At 49.2% G+C, this 16050-nt stretch carries 12 protein-coding genes and 1 CRISPR repeat array; of the genes, 2 read left to right on the forward strand and 10 right to left on the reverse strand.

Going from position 1 to position 16050, the window contains the following annotated elements; genetic code table 11:
* Positions 1 to 64: 64 nt before the first annotated feature.
* Both L6442_RS25010 and L6442_RS25015 read left to right on the forward strand, forming a co-directional pair.
* On the forward strand, positions 65 to 589 hold the full coding sequence (locus tag L6442_RS25010; protein WP_212976958.1) for a GNAT family N-acetyltransferase: 525 nt from the start codon (positions 65 to 67) through the stop codon (positions 587 to 589).
* On the forward strand, positions 571 to 1680 hold the full coding sequence (locus L6442_RS25015; RefSeq protein WP_212976959.1) for a YheC/YheD family endospore coat-associated protein: 1110 nt from the start codon (positions 571 to 573) through the stop codon (positions 1678 to 1680). The genes L6442_RS25010 and L6442_RS25015 overlap by 19 nt, the downstream gene beginning before the upstream one ends.
* 91 nt (positions 1681 to 1771) lie before the next feature.
* Here the strand turns inward: L6442_RS25015 and L6442_RS25020 are convergent, their stop codons facing one another.
* The 10 genes from L6442_RS25020 to L6442_RS25065 form a co-directional block, all read right to left on the reverse strand.
* On the reverse strand, positions 1772 to 2467 hold the full coding sequence (locus L6442_RS25020) for an HAD family hydrolase (protein WP_212976960.1): 696 nt from the start codon (positions 2465 to 2467) through the stop codon (positions 1772 to 1774).
* Positions 2468 to 2935: 468 nt separating this feature from the next.
* Positions 2936 to 5102: a CRISPR direct-repeat array (repeat unit 32 nt; unit sequence CTTTCAATCCATACTCCCGTGCAGGGAGTAAC).
* 917 nt (positions 5103 to 6019) lie between these two features.
* The gene (locus L6442_RS25025) at positions 6020 to 6589 is read right to left on the reverse strand and encodes a manganese catalase family protein (protein ID WP_194229759.1); all 570 of its coding nucleotides are present in this window, start codon (positions 6587 to 6589) and stop codon (positions 6020 to 6022) included.
* A 118-nt stretch (positions 6590 to 6707) separates the two neighbouring features.
* Positions 6708 to 6974 carry a spore coat protein CotJB gene (locus tag L6442_RS25030; protein WP_212977168.1) on the reverse strand — a complete coding sequence of 89 codons (267 nt, stop codon included), beginning with the start codon at positions 6972 to 6974 and terminating at the stop codon, positions 6708 to 6710.
* Between the two features lie 530 nt (positions 6975 to 7504).
* A complete protein-coding gene (locus L6442_RS25035; protein WP_194229898.1) occupies positions 7505 to 7729 on the reverse strand; it encodes a spore coat associated protein CotJA in 225 nt (74 codons plus the stop codon).
* A 251-nt stretch (positions 7730 to 7980) separates the two neighbouring features.
* The gene (gene ytvI / locus L6442_RS25040) at positions 7981 to 9009 is read right to left on the reverse strand and encodes a sporulation integral membrane protein YtvI (RefSeq protein WP_237100073.1); all 1029 of its coding nucleotides are present in this window, start codon (positions 9007 to 9009) and stop codon (positions 7981 to 7983) included.
* Positions 9010 to 9024: 15 nt separating this feature from the next.
* Positions 9025 to 10380: a hemolysin family protein gene (locus L6442_RS25045; RefSeq protein WP_212976962.1), complete on the reverse strand. Its 1356-nt coding sequence runs from the start codon at positions 10378 to 10380 to the stop codon at positions 9025 to 9027.
* A gap of 17 nt (positions 10381 to 10397) precedes the next feature.
* Complete coding sequence (gene yfkAB, locus L6442_RS25050) at positions 10398 to 11510, reverse strand: radical SAM/CxCxxxxC motif protein YfkAB (RefSeq protein ID WP_212976963.1); 1113 nt, start codon at positions 11508 to 11510, stop codon at positions 10398 to 10400.
* Positions 11511 to 11691: 181 nt separating this feature from the next.
* Positions 11692 to 13917 (reverse strand): MMPL family transporter, encoded by a 2226-nt coding sequence (locus L6442_RS25055; RefSeq protein ID WP_212976964.1) that lies wholly within the window; start codon positions 13915 to 13917, stop codon positions 11692 to 11694.
* 12 nt (positions 13918 to 13929) lie between these two features.
* The gene (locus L6442_RS25060) at positions 13930 to 15039 is read right to left on the reverse strand and encodes an HD-GYP domain-containing protein (RefSeq protein WP_237100074.1); all 1110 of its coding nucleotides are present in this window, start codon (positions 15037 to 15039) and stop codon (positions 13930 to 13932) included.
* 141 nt (positions 15040 to 15180) lie between these two features.
* Positions 15181 to 16008 (reverse strand): undecaprenyl-diphosphate phosphatase, encoded by an 828-nt coding sequence (locus L6442_RS25065; protein WP_212976965.1) that lies wholly within the window; start codon positions 16006 to 16008, stop codon positions 15181 to 15183.
* Positions 16009 to 16050: the final 42 nt, after the last annotated feature.

A 16050-nucleotide genomic window follows, 5' to 3' on the forward strand; every position in this document is an offset into this window, starting at 1 on the left:
TATAAAACAGAAAATCTGGAAATTAGGAAGTTAGGAAGTTAGGAAGTTAGGAAGTGAGCAATTCATGCAAATAACATCCATCAAAGACCTGCCCCCACAAGACCGGAGCCGCCAGCATGCCCGCGTGCTGCGGCTTCTGTTCGAGCATGGCGGAAAACAAGCGATGAGCGAGGATTATCTGCAGCTTGCCCGGGCAAGCGATAGTTGTTGGAAGAAGCCGGACGTTTCCCTGCTGCTCGCGACCGTACGGGGAGAAGATGGCCCTGCTTTGATTGGGGCGAGTTTTATGGCCGGGTATGGCAAAGACGCCTTTCTGATCGCCATCCATCCGTTATATCGGCGCAAAGGCATCGGCAGCGCTCTCTTACGCCGGCAGCTTGAAGAACTCGGCAAAATTGAAATCCGCGCAAACCTAAGCCAGACCGCTCTGCTGAATCTCTTGCTCAAAGCGGGACTATCCGGTTCTTTTCTGGGTAAAAATCCTGCAGGCAGAAAATTTCTCAGCCTCAATGGAGAAACAAAGAATCCGGTCCGCCCGCCAAGGGCTCCAACCAAAGAAGGTGAAATATTGTGCCTGTTCCTGTCCTAGGTATTATGACTCTTTATTTGAATGACCGAAAGTATCTCGAGGAAAAACCCGTCTATCAGAAAATGATCATCGAAGGGCGTAAGCTCGGCCTGGATGTGTATGTTTTTACGCCGATGGATGTCAGCGAAAAAAAACAGCGGATTTACGCCATGGAGTATGAACCGAAAAAGGGCGGATGGACGCGCAAATGGCGCCAATTTCCCGATATGATTTATGACCGCTGCCGCATTCAGCAAAGCGTCCGTTTCGATCAGCTGCTGCGGTTTCGCCGCCGCTACAGTCATCTTACCTTCTTAAACCGACCTCTCCGTAATAAATGGACGATATATGAAGTGCTGTCGAAGCGGCCCGAATTCAGCCCCTATCTGCCCGAAACCCATCTGTTTAACAGTTTTACCGATGTGCATCATATGTTGAAAAAAACATCTGTCGTCTTCCTCAAACCGATCAACGGAACCGGCGGGCGCGGCATACTGCGAATCGAACGGATGAAAGATCCTTCATATTACTATATTCAGGGACGCAATCAGCAGCGGAAAATCATTACGCCGCAAAAGATCCATACCTCTAGACTGGGCCCCTTCCTAAACAGCTGGAAAATGAAGGACCGCTATCTGGTGCAGCAAGGAATTCATGTAGAACTGCCGGATAAACGCGTCCATGATTACCGCATGCTGGTACAGAAAGACCGGGAAGGCGTTTGGCAGCTTACCGGCATCGCGGGCCGGGTTGGGGCGCCGGGAAGCGTGACATCCAATCTGCATGGCGGCGGCCGTGCCGTCTCCTTCGGCGAAATGCTGGATAAATGGATCGAAGATGAAGAAAGCCGCGGCCAGATCTCCAAGAAAGTCGAAAGACTCGGAGTAAGCGTCGCATCCTATTTGGAAAACCAATACGATGCCTTGTGCGAGCTCGCACTTGATTTGGCTATTAACAAAAAAGGGGACATTTATTTGCTTGAGGTCAATCCCAAGCCGGCAAGAGAAGTATTTTCGCAAATCGGCGACCCGGAATTATACCGGAAAGCGATTGTCAGGCCGCTTGAATATGCCGCAGGGCTGTATGCCAGAAAAAATGCAGCCACCAAATAAAAACGACAGAGACCGCAGCTTTGCTGCGGCCTGTCGTTTTTTTACTTTTGGTTAACAATATAAATTATTTTGAAGGATCATCCGGTTTGCGTTATGTATGGGATGCCGCTTCCTCATACAGCTTCAAAAGCTCGGTAAACGAGGAAATCAGCACATCCGAGCCTTTGAGTTCGTCATGGTTGCCAAAGCCGGCATAAGCGCAGCCGATGACATGGAGTCCGTTCTTCTTCCCGGCTTCCACGTCCGATGAGCGGTCTCCCACCATCCAAGCGGAATCCACTTGCTGCTCTTCCAGCAGCAGCTTCACCAAATCAACTTTGGTACGCGTGCAGTGTTTCCCCGCGCTGTACAGCCCGTCAAACAGCTCCGCCAGTTCATGCGTATCCACGATACCGCTAATGTAATGCTCCAGTCCGTTGCTTGCCACATACAGCTTCACGCCCTGTTCATGCAGCGCCTTCAGCGTTTCCTTTACTTCCGGGTACAACAATGTGTCCCCGCCAGCCAAACCTTCCAGCTCCAGCTCAAGCAGCAGCTCATTCGCGCGGTTATGGGCCTCCTGGCTGCCATCGGGCATCACGACTTTCCAAATATCATCAAGCAGCATGCCAAGGCTGCCGAGAATCCGTTCTTCCGGTGGAGTCGGAGCCGTGTACAATCCTTCGCTGCGCAGCGTATCAAACAGTTTATGGTATGCTGGCAGCAATAATGTTTCCGTTTGAAACAATGTTCCGTCCATGTCAAATATCATCGCTTGGGGTTTGGTCAATGTACTCTCATGACTCATCGGTGTGCTCTCTTCCCTTCCTTCTCTGTGATGATGCATATTATTTTTGCGCCATGCTTATGCCTATCATAAGGGAAGCGGTAGGGGATGTAAACCGAAGTTGTTACATTGTGCGGATATCCGGGAATTAATCATATGTAACCATGACTCCCCTCAATTTTACGCCGCAAAACCTAAGTAAAACAATTACTTCGTGCTAGGTGGTCGCTGCGGTTACGGATCGTTCTTTTAGCGCTGCGGTTTCTCCAGAGCTATCATGTGCGCACCCCCGCAAAACCTAAGTAAAAACTTCGTGCTAGGTGGACGCTGCGGTTACGGATCGTTCTTCCGATCGCTGTTGTCCCCAAATTTCTTTGATTATATTTTTCATAATGGTAGAAATTCGGAGACAAAGGCGAACGCTATCGCTTCTCCAGATCGATTCCGTCCCCTCCGCTACTTTTGTTTTCTAATCATGCTTTTGTGTTGGCTTCAATCCATACTCCCGCGCAGGGAGTAACTTCCGTTTCCCTTGCATCGAGTATTTTATTTTCCTTTCAATCCATACTCCCATGAAGGGAGTGACATTTTATGCGTATCGTAAATTTGATCGATGATCGCTTTCAATCCATACTCCCGCGCAGGGAGTAACTAAATGTTCCGGTAAACTCAATCTCATCAATATGCTTTCAATCCATACTCCCGCGCAGGGAGTAACCTTTATTGGGCTGCTCCACGAATCGAATATGAGCTTTCAATCCATACTCCCGTGCAGGGAGTAACCGAAAACGCTAAATCCAAAGGCTGGTGGGACGAGCTTTCAATCCATACTCCCGTGCAGGGAGTAACAGCATCAACGTCAGTCTGATCAATGCCGAAATCACCTTTCAATCCATACTCCCGTGCAGGGAGTAACGTAGAAATTCTCCGGGGCGAAATGGCTATTTACCTTTCAATCCATACTCCCGTGCAGGGAGTAACACTATATCTATGTGCATGGTAATTGGAGAGACAGTCTTTCAATCCATACTCCCGTGCAGGGAGTAACCCTTTGCCAAGTGCGCCACCTCTTCCAGATACGCTTTCAATCCATACTCCCGTGCAGGGAGTAACGCCGCTGAATTTGGCATAGAGCTTAAGTTTATCGATCTTTCAATCCATACTCCCGTGCAGGGAGTAACCAGCTAACATTCCTGCAAGAAGAATTCGTCGATACGCTTTCAATCCATACTCCCGTGCAGGGAGTAACGAAATGCTGGCGCCATATCGTAAGAACATCACAGGTCTTTCAATCCATACTCCCGTGCAGGGAGTAACAGCATCTTTTCCCATCTCATCGGCTGTGAGGCAAGACTTTCAATCCATACTCCCGTGCAGGGAGTAACGGAGGATGCGGTAGTAGCGAGATTGGCGGCAGACTTTCAATCCATACTCTCGTGCAGGGAGTAACTTGATCTAGCAAATGCACGTCTCAAATCGGAACGACTTTCAATCCATACTCCCGTGCAGGGAGTAACAAGGAAATAACCTATTCGGATTCAAAGGTTCATATCTTTCAATCCATACTCCCGTGCAGGGAGTAACACAAATGCTTATCAAAGTACGTTTGACCAACTAAACTTTCAATCCATACTCCCGTGCAGGGAGTAACTCTCGGTTAGTGCTAACACGGGTGTACTTATATTAGCTTTCAATCCATACTCCCGTGCAGGGAGTAACCCGTGCCAGTATGGACGGTGTTAAAATTGTATGGAACTTTCAATCCATACTCCCGTGCAGGGAGTAACTAAAATATGACCCTCTGCTCAATTTCAACTTTACTCTTTCAATCCATACTCCCGTGCAGGGAGTAACATGCCGCCAAAGCACAAAACCTCCTTACTTTTTACGCTTTCAATCCATACTCCCGTGCAGGGAGTAACGATGATCAGCTTCGGAATTTGTCTGACCAGATAATCTTTCAATCCATACTCCCGTGCAGGGAGTAACGATGATCAGCTTCGGAATTTGTCTGACCAGATAATCTTTCAATCCATACTCCCGTGCAGGGAGTAACCTGTTTCTACGTTTATTCCCCGTATTTATTTGATCTTTCAATCCATACTCCCGTGCAGGGAGTAACGGAGGGAAAGCAAGGAGGGGACGGCGTCTTGAATCTTTCAATCCATACTCCCGTGCAGGGAGTAACTCGGTTTATTGCTTGTCTCTATCATAATCATGTTGCTTTCAATCCATACTCCCGTGCAGGGAGTAACTATTGATACACTTCAAGGCAACGTTTCGATGATTAACTTTCAATCCATACTCCCGTGCAGGGAGTAACCAAAACAGCCACACGCATTTTGTTGTAAGCTAGTTCTTTCAATCCATACTCCCGTGCAGGGAGTAACCTTACTTTTTACGGAATACGAAAAACCAAAGTCCAACTTTCAATCCATACTCCCGTGCAGGGAGTAACGCTCACTACCATTCGCGTCGCTCCTAACACTTTACTTTCAATCCATACTCCCGTGCAGGGAGTAACGCGGCTACCTTCTATTGCGATGTGTGGACAAGTCTTTCAATCCATACTCCCGTGCAGGGAGTAACGGGCGCGGAATGAGGGCTTCAATGACCCGGATAAACTTTCAATCCATACTCCCGTGCAGGGAGTAACTCCGGGCTTTTTCAGCCCTTGCCGTACAAGGGATCTCAGCCCTGATTTGCCGGATCCCTAATTTGGGCATAATATTTCCTGCTTAAATTCCACTTAAAAACGCCAAAAGCCGCATGAAATATGGTGGTGCGAATCCCCCGGGGATTTCATGTGCACTTGGGGTTCGCACCAGAATATTCTAGTACAAGTTAGTATAAGAAAATTTTCTTGTCCTGATCCCATTTTAGCCTATTACTAGCAAACTATCATGAGTCACGAGCCGACAAAGCACATCCCCTAAAAATCCCCTTTTCCCAATATTATACTCCCACCGCACATTTTTTTCCTGAATTTCAATCTTTCTTGCCGTTCATTTTTGTTAAGTAAGTAGCTCCCTCCCCCAACATTGCAGGATTCGTGCAGTTATTGTGTTCAGCCAGTCATTCGCAATTGTCTCCAATTAGTCATGATGGCCGTAAAACCGTTACTAAGTAAGGTGTTTTGTACCCATTTTTCGGCGCTAAGCTACTTTTAGGTTCCAATCTTTTAAAATTGATGCAAAAGTGCAATTTTTGCTGACGGATTGATTCTACTTAGATAAAAGGTTGCAAAAGTACAACTTTTTCCGTTGTTACCCGAATAATTCCCGCCTGAACCGAAAAATAGATGCACTTTCGCAACAATTTACCGGATAACCGGAAAAATCGGCTTCAAAAATTGCACTTTCGCATCTTTTTCGTGGGAATAGTAGGACAATCAGCGTGGGGATGACTTGGATGATCATTGAGCGCATAATGTTCTAGTCCTAGATCCGAAATATCCATCCATGGCCTGCTTTTGCCCTCCCCCTCATACCATGAAGTCGCAAAAAACTCTTTAATTTGTCATAACCAAACAAGGCGCTCCGCACAGGAACGCCACATCTCGCCATATGATCCTCAAAACACCCTTTTTTGCGTCCTGTCGTCCTTAATAATCTCCACCGCTTCCCGGAAGCGGGTGGCATGTATGATCTCGCGCTCGCGCAAAAATTTCAGGCTGTCCTGCAGATCCACATCATCCGTCATGTCAATCAGCCATTGATATGTAGCTCTGGCCTTTTCCTCTGCCGCGATGTCCTCGTACAGATCCGCAAGCGGATCGCCTTTCGCCTGAATATATGCCGCCGTAAACGGCACGCCGGAAGCATTGGTATAAAAAAGCGCCTTGTCATGCGCCGCATAATGCTCGCCCAGACCCGCGGCTTTCAGCTGTTCGACAGTTGCGTCTTTGGTCAATTTATACACCATGGTAGCAATCATCTCGAGGTGGGCAAATTCCTCCGTGCCGATGTCATTTAACAGACCGATAACTTTGTCGGGAATGGTATAACGCTGGTTCAAATACCGCAGTGCCGCTGCCAGTTCGCCATCGGCGCCCCCGTATTGTTCCAACAGATATTTCGCCATTTTCGGATCACATTTGCTGACGCGAACCGGATATTGAAGCTTTTTTTCGTATACCCACATCGGTTTGTACCGCCTCCTTTAAAAAATCCTCCCAGGCGAAGCCTGACCTCCCATATCCTTTCCTGACCATCCGTTGCAGAGAAAAAAGTACAAATAGCATCCGTAATTCCGCCGACCTTTATACCTGCCACGGCCATGGCGTTTGCGGCCATTCAAACGGAAATCTGGAGTATGCATGGCCAAAATGCATAAGCGGACCGTACAGCTCCTGAAACCGGCGAACGAGCGGAATGCGCTCCTGAGCCAGCTGGTTGTACTGTTCGATTCTTTTCAGGTCATCCGGATGGGTATCCAAATACAGGTTTAATTCGACCAAAGCAAAATCAATCACCTGAAGCCGTTCCAAAAGCTCATAATACTGCTGATCCACGGCTCCTTTTTGCATTTCCGGGCTCACATTTGCGGCTTGCACATTTGCCTGGTTTACAGCGGCACCTTGCACGTTCGCCTGGCTAACGCCATGCACATTAGGCTGACTCATACTGGCGCCTTGCACGTTCCCCTGGCTAACGCCATGCACATTGGGCTGACTCATGCTGACACCTTGCACGCTCGGTTGACTTACACCGTACACATTGGGCTGACTCATGCTGACACCCTGCACGCTCGGTTGACTTACACCGTACACATTGGGCTGAGCCATGCTTACACCTTGCACGCTCGGTTGACTAACCCCGTACACATTGGGCTGAGCCATACTTACACCCTGCACGCTCGGTTGACTAACGCCGTACACATTGGGCTGTGTCATGCTGACGCCTTGCACGTACGGCTGATTTTCACGCTCACCCCCTGCATTACTTGAACTCTGCTCGTTGGCTTGATTAACGGCTTCCTCCGGTACATTCGCAGGATTTATGCCTGCGGACTGCTGGTTGTCGTAACCTCCATTTTCAGGCTTCTGATTTTCAGACATCAGGCTCCTCCTTCCTGCACGTTTCGATTCGGACTATACGGGCTGTAGAGATGAGGCCACAGCGTTCCCCGCGTCAAAGCTTCCTGCAAACTGAACTGCGGCCAATCCATCGGCTGAAAGGTTATATATTGGTTCGGCGGTACCACATAAGATCTGTATAGAAGCGGCGGGCAAGGATCAAACGGTCCGATAAACGGCTTATAAACTCGCACCTGATTGCTCATTACGTCTTTCAAAACGGCTCCTCCTTATGCATCGCGATTCTTAAGACCCATCAGACTCTCTTCGTAATAAACATATGAGGCATTCGCGGAATCTGAACAAAAATTTACGAATAAAAGAGGTAATTCAAAAAGTCCGCTTTTATCCAACCTTCTCGGTGCTGAAAACCGCCCTTTTTGAACACGCAATAAAAGCAAAAACTCCCTCGAAACAAGCCGAAACTTGTCCAGGGAGTTTTTCAGGGCAACAATGTTTAAAATTTGATTTTGATCTGAAATAATCCTGCCTTGCGAACAGCCGAATAAATGATCACTACCAGCGGTCCGATAAAAACGCCGATGACGCCGACCAGTTTAAAGCCGACATACATGCTGACGAGCGCCGAAAGCGCGCCGATGCCGACGGAATCGCCGATGACTTTCGGCTCGATGACCCGCCTTGCCACCGTAATGACGATGAACAGCAGCATTAACCCGAATCCCGTGTAGGAATCGCCAACGATAAACAGGTATACAGCCCAGGGAATCAGCACGGAGCCGACGCCAAGGATCGGCATAATATCCACAAACATCACCAGCATCGCGATCGCAAGCGGGTAATGAATATCCAGGATCAAAAGCCCCGTCAGCGTCACGACATACGTAAATGCGCTGAGAATCATTTGGGCCTGAAGAAAACCGAAAATCGACCTTTTCAGGCTGCTCAGCACCTGCTGAATCTGTTCATGCATTTCATCGTCAAACAGGGTAAGGATGCCGGAACGAATGGCCGGCAAACCGAAGCTGAATAAATAAACCGCGACAAAAAATACGACAAAAAACACGAAAGTGCCGGGAATCCCCCTGGCAAAATTCAAAAAAGCCGACGATAGTGAATTCACAATGGATTCCGCGTATTGCGTGACATTGGACAGAAAAACGCGCAGGCTTTCAGCCAATTCGGGTTGAATCCGGTCGAGCCACCCCCGGGCTTGCGTCATGGTGTTTTGAACAAAATCATTGGCGGCCGCAAAATAAGAAGGAGCGTTCTTCCAGTATTCCACCAGTTGGCCGAATACCTGCAGCCCCAGCATGTACACCAGGAGAAGAACGAGAAGCAAAAACAAGGTACATGTAAGGGAAGCGGCCGCTACCCGGTTCCAATTCCATTTCGCCATCATCATGCCATGTACAGGCTCCAGCGAAATAGCGACCAGGGCAGCCAGCAGAAACGGGGCTCCTGCCGTAAATAATACATACAGCAGCGCAAGCCCGATTCCGATGAGAAGCAGCTGTTTCCCCAAGCGCAAGCTCCCCCCTTAATCCGCGTTGTCCGCCCCCTTCTCGTCATTGTCCGGTTCGGCAGCGGCAACGCGATGGATGTTGACCCGGGTAATCCTGAGTTTGGTCGATTCCTCGACTTCGAATACATAGTTGTCCAACTGAACGGTTTTGCCCTTCACCGGATTTCCCTCCAGCTCCTTGAACAACCAGCCGCCGATGGAGTCCACTTCGTCATCCTCGATGATCACGCCGGTCAAATCATTGACATCTTCTATCAGCATACGCCCGTCCACCGAGATAAAGTCCTCCTGAATTTCCACATCAGGACGCTCATCCTCGAATTCATCATACAGCTCGCCTACGATTTCCTCCAGAATCTCTTCCGCCGTAAGCATACCCGCCGTACCGCCATACTCGTCCACCACCAGCGTCAGCTGGGCGTGCTTTTTCTGCATGAGCCGGAGAACATGGCTGATTTCCATCGATTCGGGCACATTCAAAATCGGCCTTACCAGCGGAGTCAGCTCTTTCTGCTGCTCCTCATCCGCCAGCAGAAAATCGGTAATATGTACAAATCCGATAATCTGATCCTTGTCCTCCACGGCTACAGGGTAACGCGAGTGCTTGGTTTCGTTGATGATTCCCAGGTTCTCTTCGAGTGTATTGTTTGTGTACAAGCAGTCCATATCCGTACGGGGCAGCATGATTTCGCGCGCCAGCAGATCGGAAAATTCGAAGATGTTGTCCATCAGCTTCATCTCGTCTTTATCGATCACTCCGCTTTTGGCGCTCTGATTCATTAATATGCGGATTTCCTCTTCGGAATGCGCAGCTTCCGCTTCCGTTGCAGGCTGTACCCCGAACATACGTAAAATAACGTTTGCCGAGGCGTTCAACAGCCAGATAAACGGGAAAAATATTTTATAAAACAGCATCAGCGGAGCGGACAGCAGCAAAGCCGCCCCTTCCGTTTTTTGGATCGCCAATGATTTAGGCGCAAGTTCACCAAGAACGATATGCAAAAAAGTAATGATACTGAATCCAATCACGACGGATATCGTCGAAATCAGCGTCGTGTCCGTAATTCCGAATTTATGCATGAGCGGTTGCACCAGGAGATGCGAGATGGCCGGTTCGCCGATCCAGCCAAGTCCCAGGGATGCCAGCGTAATACCAAACTGTGTCGCCGACAGATAGGCATCCAGGTTATTGTTTACTCTCAAGGCATAGTTCGCCATGCGGTTGCCTTCGCTCACCAGCTGCGTCAGCCGGGACTGGCGCATTTTAACCAGCGAAAACTCCGCGGCAACAAATACCCCGTTAAAGAATACAAGCAGCAGAACCAGGAAAAGGTTGAATAATAGCTTGCCTATTTCAAACTCCCCGTCCAAATGTAACGCCCCATTTCTTAGATTGTGTTGGCTTTCCTTATCGTAAAGTCCGTGTCCTTGTAATACATGTTCTTTACAAGCAGATTCGGTCCGCAGCATCCTGCCGCGTCGCAGTGGCAATTGACCGTTTTATTCAGTGGATGATCGTTTTGCCATACCTGAAAAATATCGTCAAGCCGGCTGTTCTGGATATTCCCGAATGGAGGAACATCAGCAAAGTCGGTCACATATACATCGCCTGAGAATAAATTGACGTTCACGCGATTGCGTCCGTCCGGATCATTGCGCACCGTCACGTTGGGTTCCAACGCAAGGCGGCGGATCAGCTTCAAATCCTCCGGATTGTCGCTGCAAGCGAAAAACGGAAGCGTGCCAAACAGCATCCATATGTTCGGATCGCGCGCATCCAGCAGGGAATGGATGGCCGTCCGCGTTTCTTCCAGCGAAAGAATAGGCAGCGAGCTTGCAAAATTCGAAGCATACATCGGATGAACCTCATGCCGTTTGCAGCCCATTTCCTGTATTAGTTTGTGAATTCCAGCCAGTTTTGTATGCGTACGATAATTAATCATCGATTCAGCGGAAATAAACATGCCGGCTTCGCTTAGCTTGACCGCGTTTTCGATCATTTTATCATACATCCGGTAAGCTGTTTCTTTCGGAACGGGATGATTGCTGTTAGCAAATCCCACCTCATGGAAATCATCCCCGTTCAAATAGTTAAACGATATATGCATGACATCCAGATACGGGAGCATTTTCTCGTACCGGCCAATATTAAGCGTCAAATTCGAATTGATTTGCGTTCGGATGCCGCGCTCCTTCGCGTAACGCAGGAGAGGAACGATAACCTCATTGACCGTTTTTTCACGGAAAGACGGCTCGCCCCCGGTCAAACTGATCGTTTGCAGATGTTCAACCTCGTCAAGTCTCTTCAGCATGAGATCAAGCGGCAAAAATTCGGCTTCCTTCATCACGAGCATATCCCCGACAGCACAGTGCTCGCAGCGCATATTGCATAAATGTGTGACTGTCATTTCCACACTCGTCAGCACATGCCGACCATATGTCCGAAGCGATCCGATCGGATCCCACGGATCATTTTTGGACGACAGTAGTACAGTATTCATTTTTCCTCACCTTATTTCTTTAAATGGAATCAATTTCATAGAGCCAGATACGTTTTGAAATTGATTCTTAACCAAGGATTTCGCCAGTGGAATCCAAGGCCTATTCCAAAGCTTATTTTAAGCTTCCTTTTATCATACCATGAAGTCGCAAAAAACTCTTTAATTTGTGAAATCAAGCCCCTTAGGAGTTTTCGTCCGCTTTAGGCTTCGGCTTCGCAAGAGAGGATAAAAATCCGGGAAGCCACCAATTTGCCTTGCCCAAAAGCTTCATTAAGGAAGGCACCAGCAAAATGCGGACAACCGTAACATCGATCAGCACGGAGGCGGTTAATCCCAGCCCGAGCGCTTTCATCAGTTCGTTATCCGTAAACATGAAGGCCCCGGCCACAACGGCCAGAATAAGCGCCGCTCCAGTGATCATCCCGCCGGTTCTTTGCAGGCCGATAGCCGTGCTGCGTTCGTTATTTCCTTCTTTGGAATAAGCCTCCGCAATCCGGGACAACATCATGACTTCATAATCCATGGAGATGCCGAACACAACGCAAAAAATAAGAATCGGCAGAACGGCGAATACGCTGCCCGTATATGTCACCTGAAGCAGACCTGCTCCATATCCATGCTGAAAAACAAGCGTGACAAGCCCAAAGCTCGCCCCGAGGCTCAGCAAATTCATGACAACCGCTTTAAGCGGAAGCACGATCGAGCGGAAAGCGGCAAATAAAACAATATAAGTTACGGACAGCACAGTGACAAGCACATAGGGAAGGCCGCCTTGAATTCGGTCCATAATATCCAGCTTGTACGCCGGAGAACCCGTTACGTCAATTTGCATCCCCTCCGGCGGGCTCTGACGAATGTCCCGAACCAGTCTTACAGTGGCCGGAGCGTCTTCCCCTTGTTCAGGAACAACAATGATAATAGCGGCTTTATCCAGAGCTGCATGCCGTTTCTCCACTTCAGCCTTCAATTCAGGACTGATGTTATCCACGCCATCCCTCAGGAAACTCGCATAACTCTCCACATGATGCACGCCAGGAAGATGCTGCAAACGGGATACATATGATTTAACCAGCCGAATGGAACGCGGATCGTCATAGGATTGATCCAGTTCTGCGGCAATGATGATGGCATTGGCCTCTTTCATGTCGTAAGCCTTTTTCATCAAATCGGCCCCGTACCTGGAATCATACGAAGGGGGCAGCACCTCCGCGGAGGGAATCCCGAGCTTCATATGCAGAGCCGGCGTCATTGCCAACAGCAGCGCCGCCGTAACGACAGCCGCAATGATCCCCGGACGCGACATGATAAGTTCCGAGATGCGTACCCAAATGACGCTGCCGGAACTGCCTCTGTTTCCATCCTTTGCCCGGGAACGGACCGGCCATGCGAATATCCGCCGCCCTAAGATCGCCAGAAGAGCGGGCAGCAGCGTGCAGGCAGCCAGCACCGACACCAATACGACAAGCATCCCGCCAAACGCCAGCGACCGGAAAACGGGAAGCCGGACAAATCCCAAGGCGAGCATGCCCGTCATCACGGCCGCGCCGGAATAAAAAACGGATCTCCCGGCCGTCCGGCAAGCCGCAACCAGTGCGGCTTCAACCGGCTGGCTTCCCAGTTCCTCCCGAAACCGGCTCACTATAAACAAGGCGTAGTCAATGCCAACAGCCAAACCAAGCATCGTGACCATATTGGGCAAAAAATTGCTGAGCGGAATGCCTTGCGCCGCTACAAAATAAAGGCTGCCCATCGTAACAGCAACGCTCCCGATACCGACAACAATCGGCAGGAGTGCCGCGGGAATCGTCCCGAACAGGAACAGAAGAATAATAAGAGCGGCCGGGATCCCGAAGGCCTCCGCCCGGACGATGTCATGTCTGACGGCGCTGCTCATATCGTGATACACGGCCAAATTACCGGTTATATACGTTTTCGCTCCGTTAATCGAAGGGACGGCAGCCTTGATCTCCTCGAAATGCGAGAGAGCCTGGTTAGCATTTTCTTTAAGCAGGACCGTGTAGGACACGATCCCATCCTCGCCCGCATACCGGGTGACAATACTTTCATACATATCCGACACAAATGGCTGCTCCCGCAGCGGAGCCAGCTCTTCCCAAATTTTCGACTTTGCTTCGAATGTGGTCAGATTCTGGCCCGATGTGCTTTGGATGACGATATCAAGCGATGCCGCGGACAACCCTAGCTTTTCTTCAAGAAGAGCAATCCCGCGGACGGAAGAACTGCCGTTTGGCGTAAATCCGGTGTCCTGAAGCATGGATGGCGTCCGGATGGCAAAAAAGCCAAGACAAACGATTAAAAAGACCCATGCCGAAACGACAGCCCACCGGTAGCGGAAAATGATGCTTCCCCACTGCCGGACGGATGCTTTCTTCTGTCGCTCCTTCATGGATCTTCCTCCTTAATGCTCTAAAGAAATCGGTTCTGCATCCGAGCCGTCCACATCCGTAATAATAACGGACAGCTTTTTTGCGAGATCCATCTCGTAAGGTACATGCAGACTTTGCCCTTCCGCATCGCCCAAAATACGCACAACCGGCCGGTGCGGCATGTTCGGATGAATGCGGGACACCACGGCGGTTTCGCCTGTGCTTAATTTGACTGTTAATCCGGGCGGATAAATGGCTACCTTATCCCGGAACAGCTCCAGTTTTTTCTGATCGTAAAGCGTTCCCGATCCTGTATACAGAACCTCTATGGCCTGATGAGGCAGCATAGCGGGTCTATAAACACGATGCGAGGTCATGGCGTCATAGGAATCCGCAAGCGCCACCCACTGGGCGTACTCATGAATGTCATTTCCCTTTATGCCGCGCGGATACCCGCTTCCATTCAGCCGTTCATGATGCTGGTATGCGCAGTGGGCCGCCAAAAGCGGGATGTTGGGCTCATCCTTCAATATTTTATATCCGATTTCCGCATGGGCTTGCATCAATTTATATTCTTCATCCGTCAGCTTCTGGGGTTTGGCCAGCACCCGCTGCGGAATCTGTGTTTTCCCGATATCATGTAAAAGGGCCCCGAGGCCCAGCACAATCAGCTGCTGCTCTGTATATCCGTTTGCAATCCCGAGAACAAGCGCATATACGCACACATTCAGGGAATGCTTGTATAAATAATGGTCGGCGGTATTCATATCCATCAGAAAAATCATGCTTTCTTCTTGCGAGCTGACGTCGCAGAGGATTGCTTCCATCATTTTCGTAAAATCTTTACCCAAATGAAGGTACCCTTTGGTGATTTTCGAGGATTCGGACAGGCTTTGAAAATTTTTGCGGATACTTTGCAAAGCGCTGCGGCGCGTTTCTTCATGAAGCATTTCCGGAATATGGATACCTTCCGTCAGGCCGTCTTCGACATAAATATAACCGATGTCCAGTTCAATGAGGCGCCGTATCAGCGAAGTCGTCAGTTCTACGCCATCTGCCAAAAGAACAATTCCCTCGTCGCTGTATATTTTTTTGGCGATCCTCATCCCTTCCTGAAGCTTACGAACGGGAACCAACCGCAAGGCTATCCTCTCCTACCCTGGATAACGGAAGCTTGCCATTGCTTAAAAGCCGCCGTTATCCGCCTAATCTGTCAATTCAATGATTTCTGCCATTTTTTCAGGAGAACCTAACCTTTGGCCTCAAGGAAACGAAAAGCGAAATCAACGCATAATAAAGAGCCAGAACACGATCGCCAAAATAAACCGATATATCGCAAAATGGGTCAACCGTATTTTTTGAATCAATTTCATGAATGCAAGAACGACGACGTATGCGACCACAAACGCAACAATAAATCCGATCGCGAACAGGCCAAGCGTATCTTTGGTCAGGTTCTGATAGGAATCCAGCATTTCGTAACCGGATGCCGCAACCATGATCGGAATAGCCATCAAAAATGAGAAGTCGGCGGAGGCTTTATAGCTGGCTCCTGCCAGCATCCCGCCGGCAATCGTCGAACCCGAGCGCGAGAATCCCGGCCACAACACGGACAGGATTTGATAGATCCCGATCAAAAATACCTGCTTGTAGCTTAGGTCATCCATTGTTTCCGCAGTAACTCTAGCCTTGCTTCTATTAAACCATTCCGCAAAAATCATAAACACGCCGCCGGCTACTAAAGCCCAAATGACGGTGCTGGCACTGAACAGGCTTTTGATAAAATCCCTGGCAAAAAACGCAACGATAAGTGCAGGCGCAATGCCGATGATGACATGCAGCAAATTCAGGCGCTTACGCGGAACAAGGCTGGTCTCTCTGCCATTCATTCTTTTGATGCCGAACAAATCCAGGATGCGGCGCCAGTATACCAGCGTAATGGCCAGGATCGCTCCCAACTGAATGACGACCTCGAATGTTTTCATAACCGGATCTTGATCATTGTAGCCGAGCAGCTTCGATGTCAAGATCATGTGACCGGTGGAAGATACGGGAATGAACTCCGTCAATCCCTCCACGATCCCTAGTATAACCGCCGTTATTGTATCCATTGCTTCCTCCCCACAGGAAATCTTATAGAGGTTGGACGCCCA

The organism is Paenibacillus azoreducens (genome assembly GCF_021654775.1).
Lineage (GTDB): Bacteria > Bacillota > Bacilli > Paenibacillales > Paenibacillaceae > Paenibacillus_AQ > Paenibacillus_AQ azoreducens.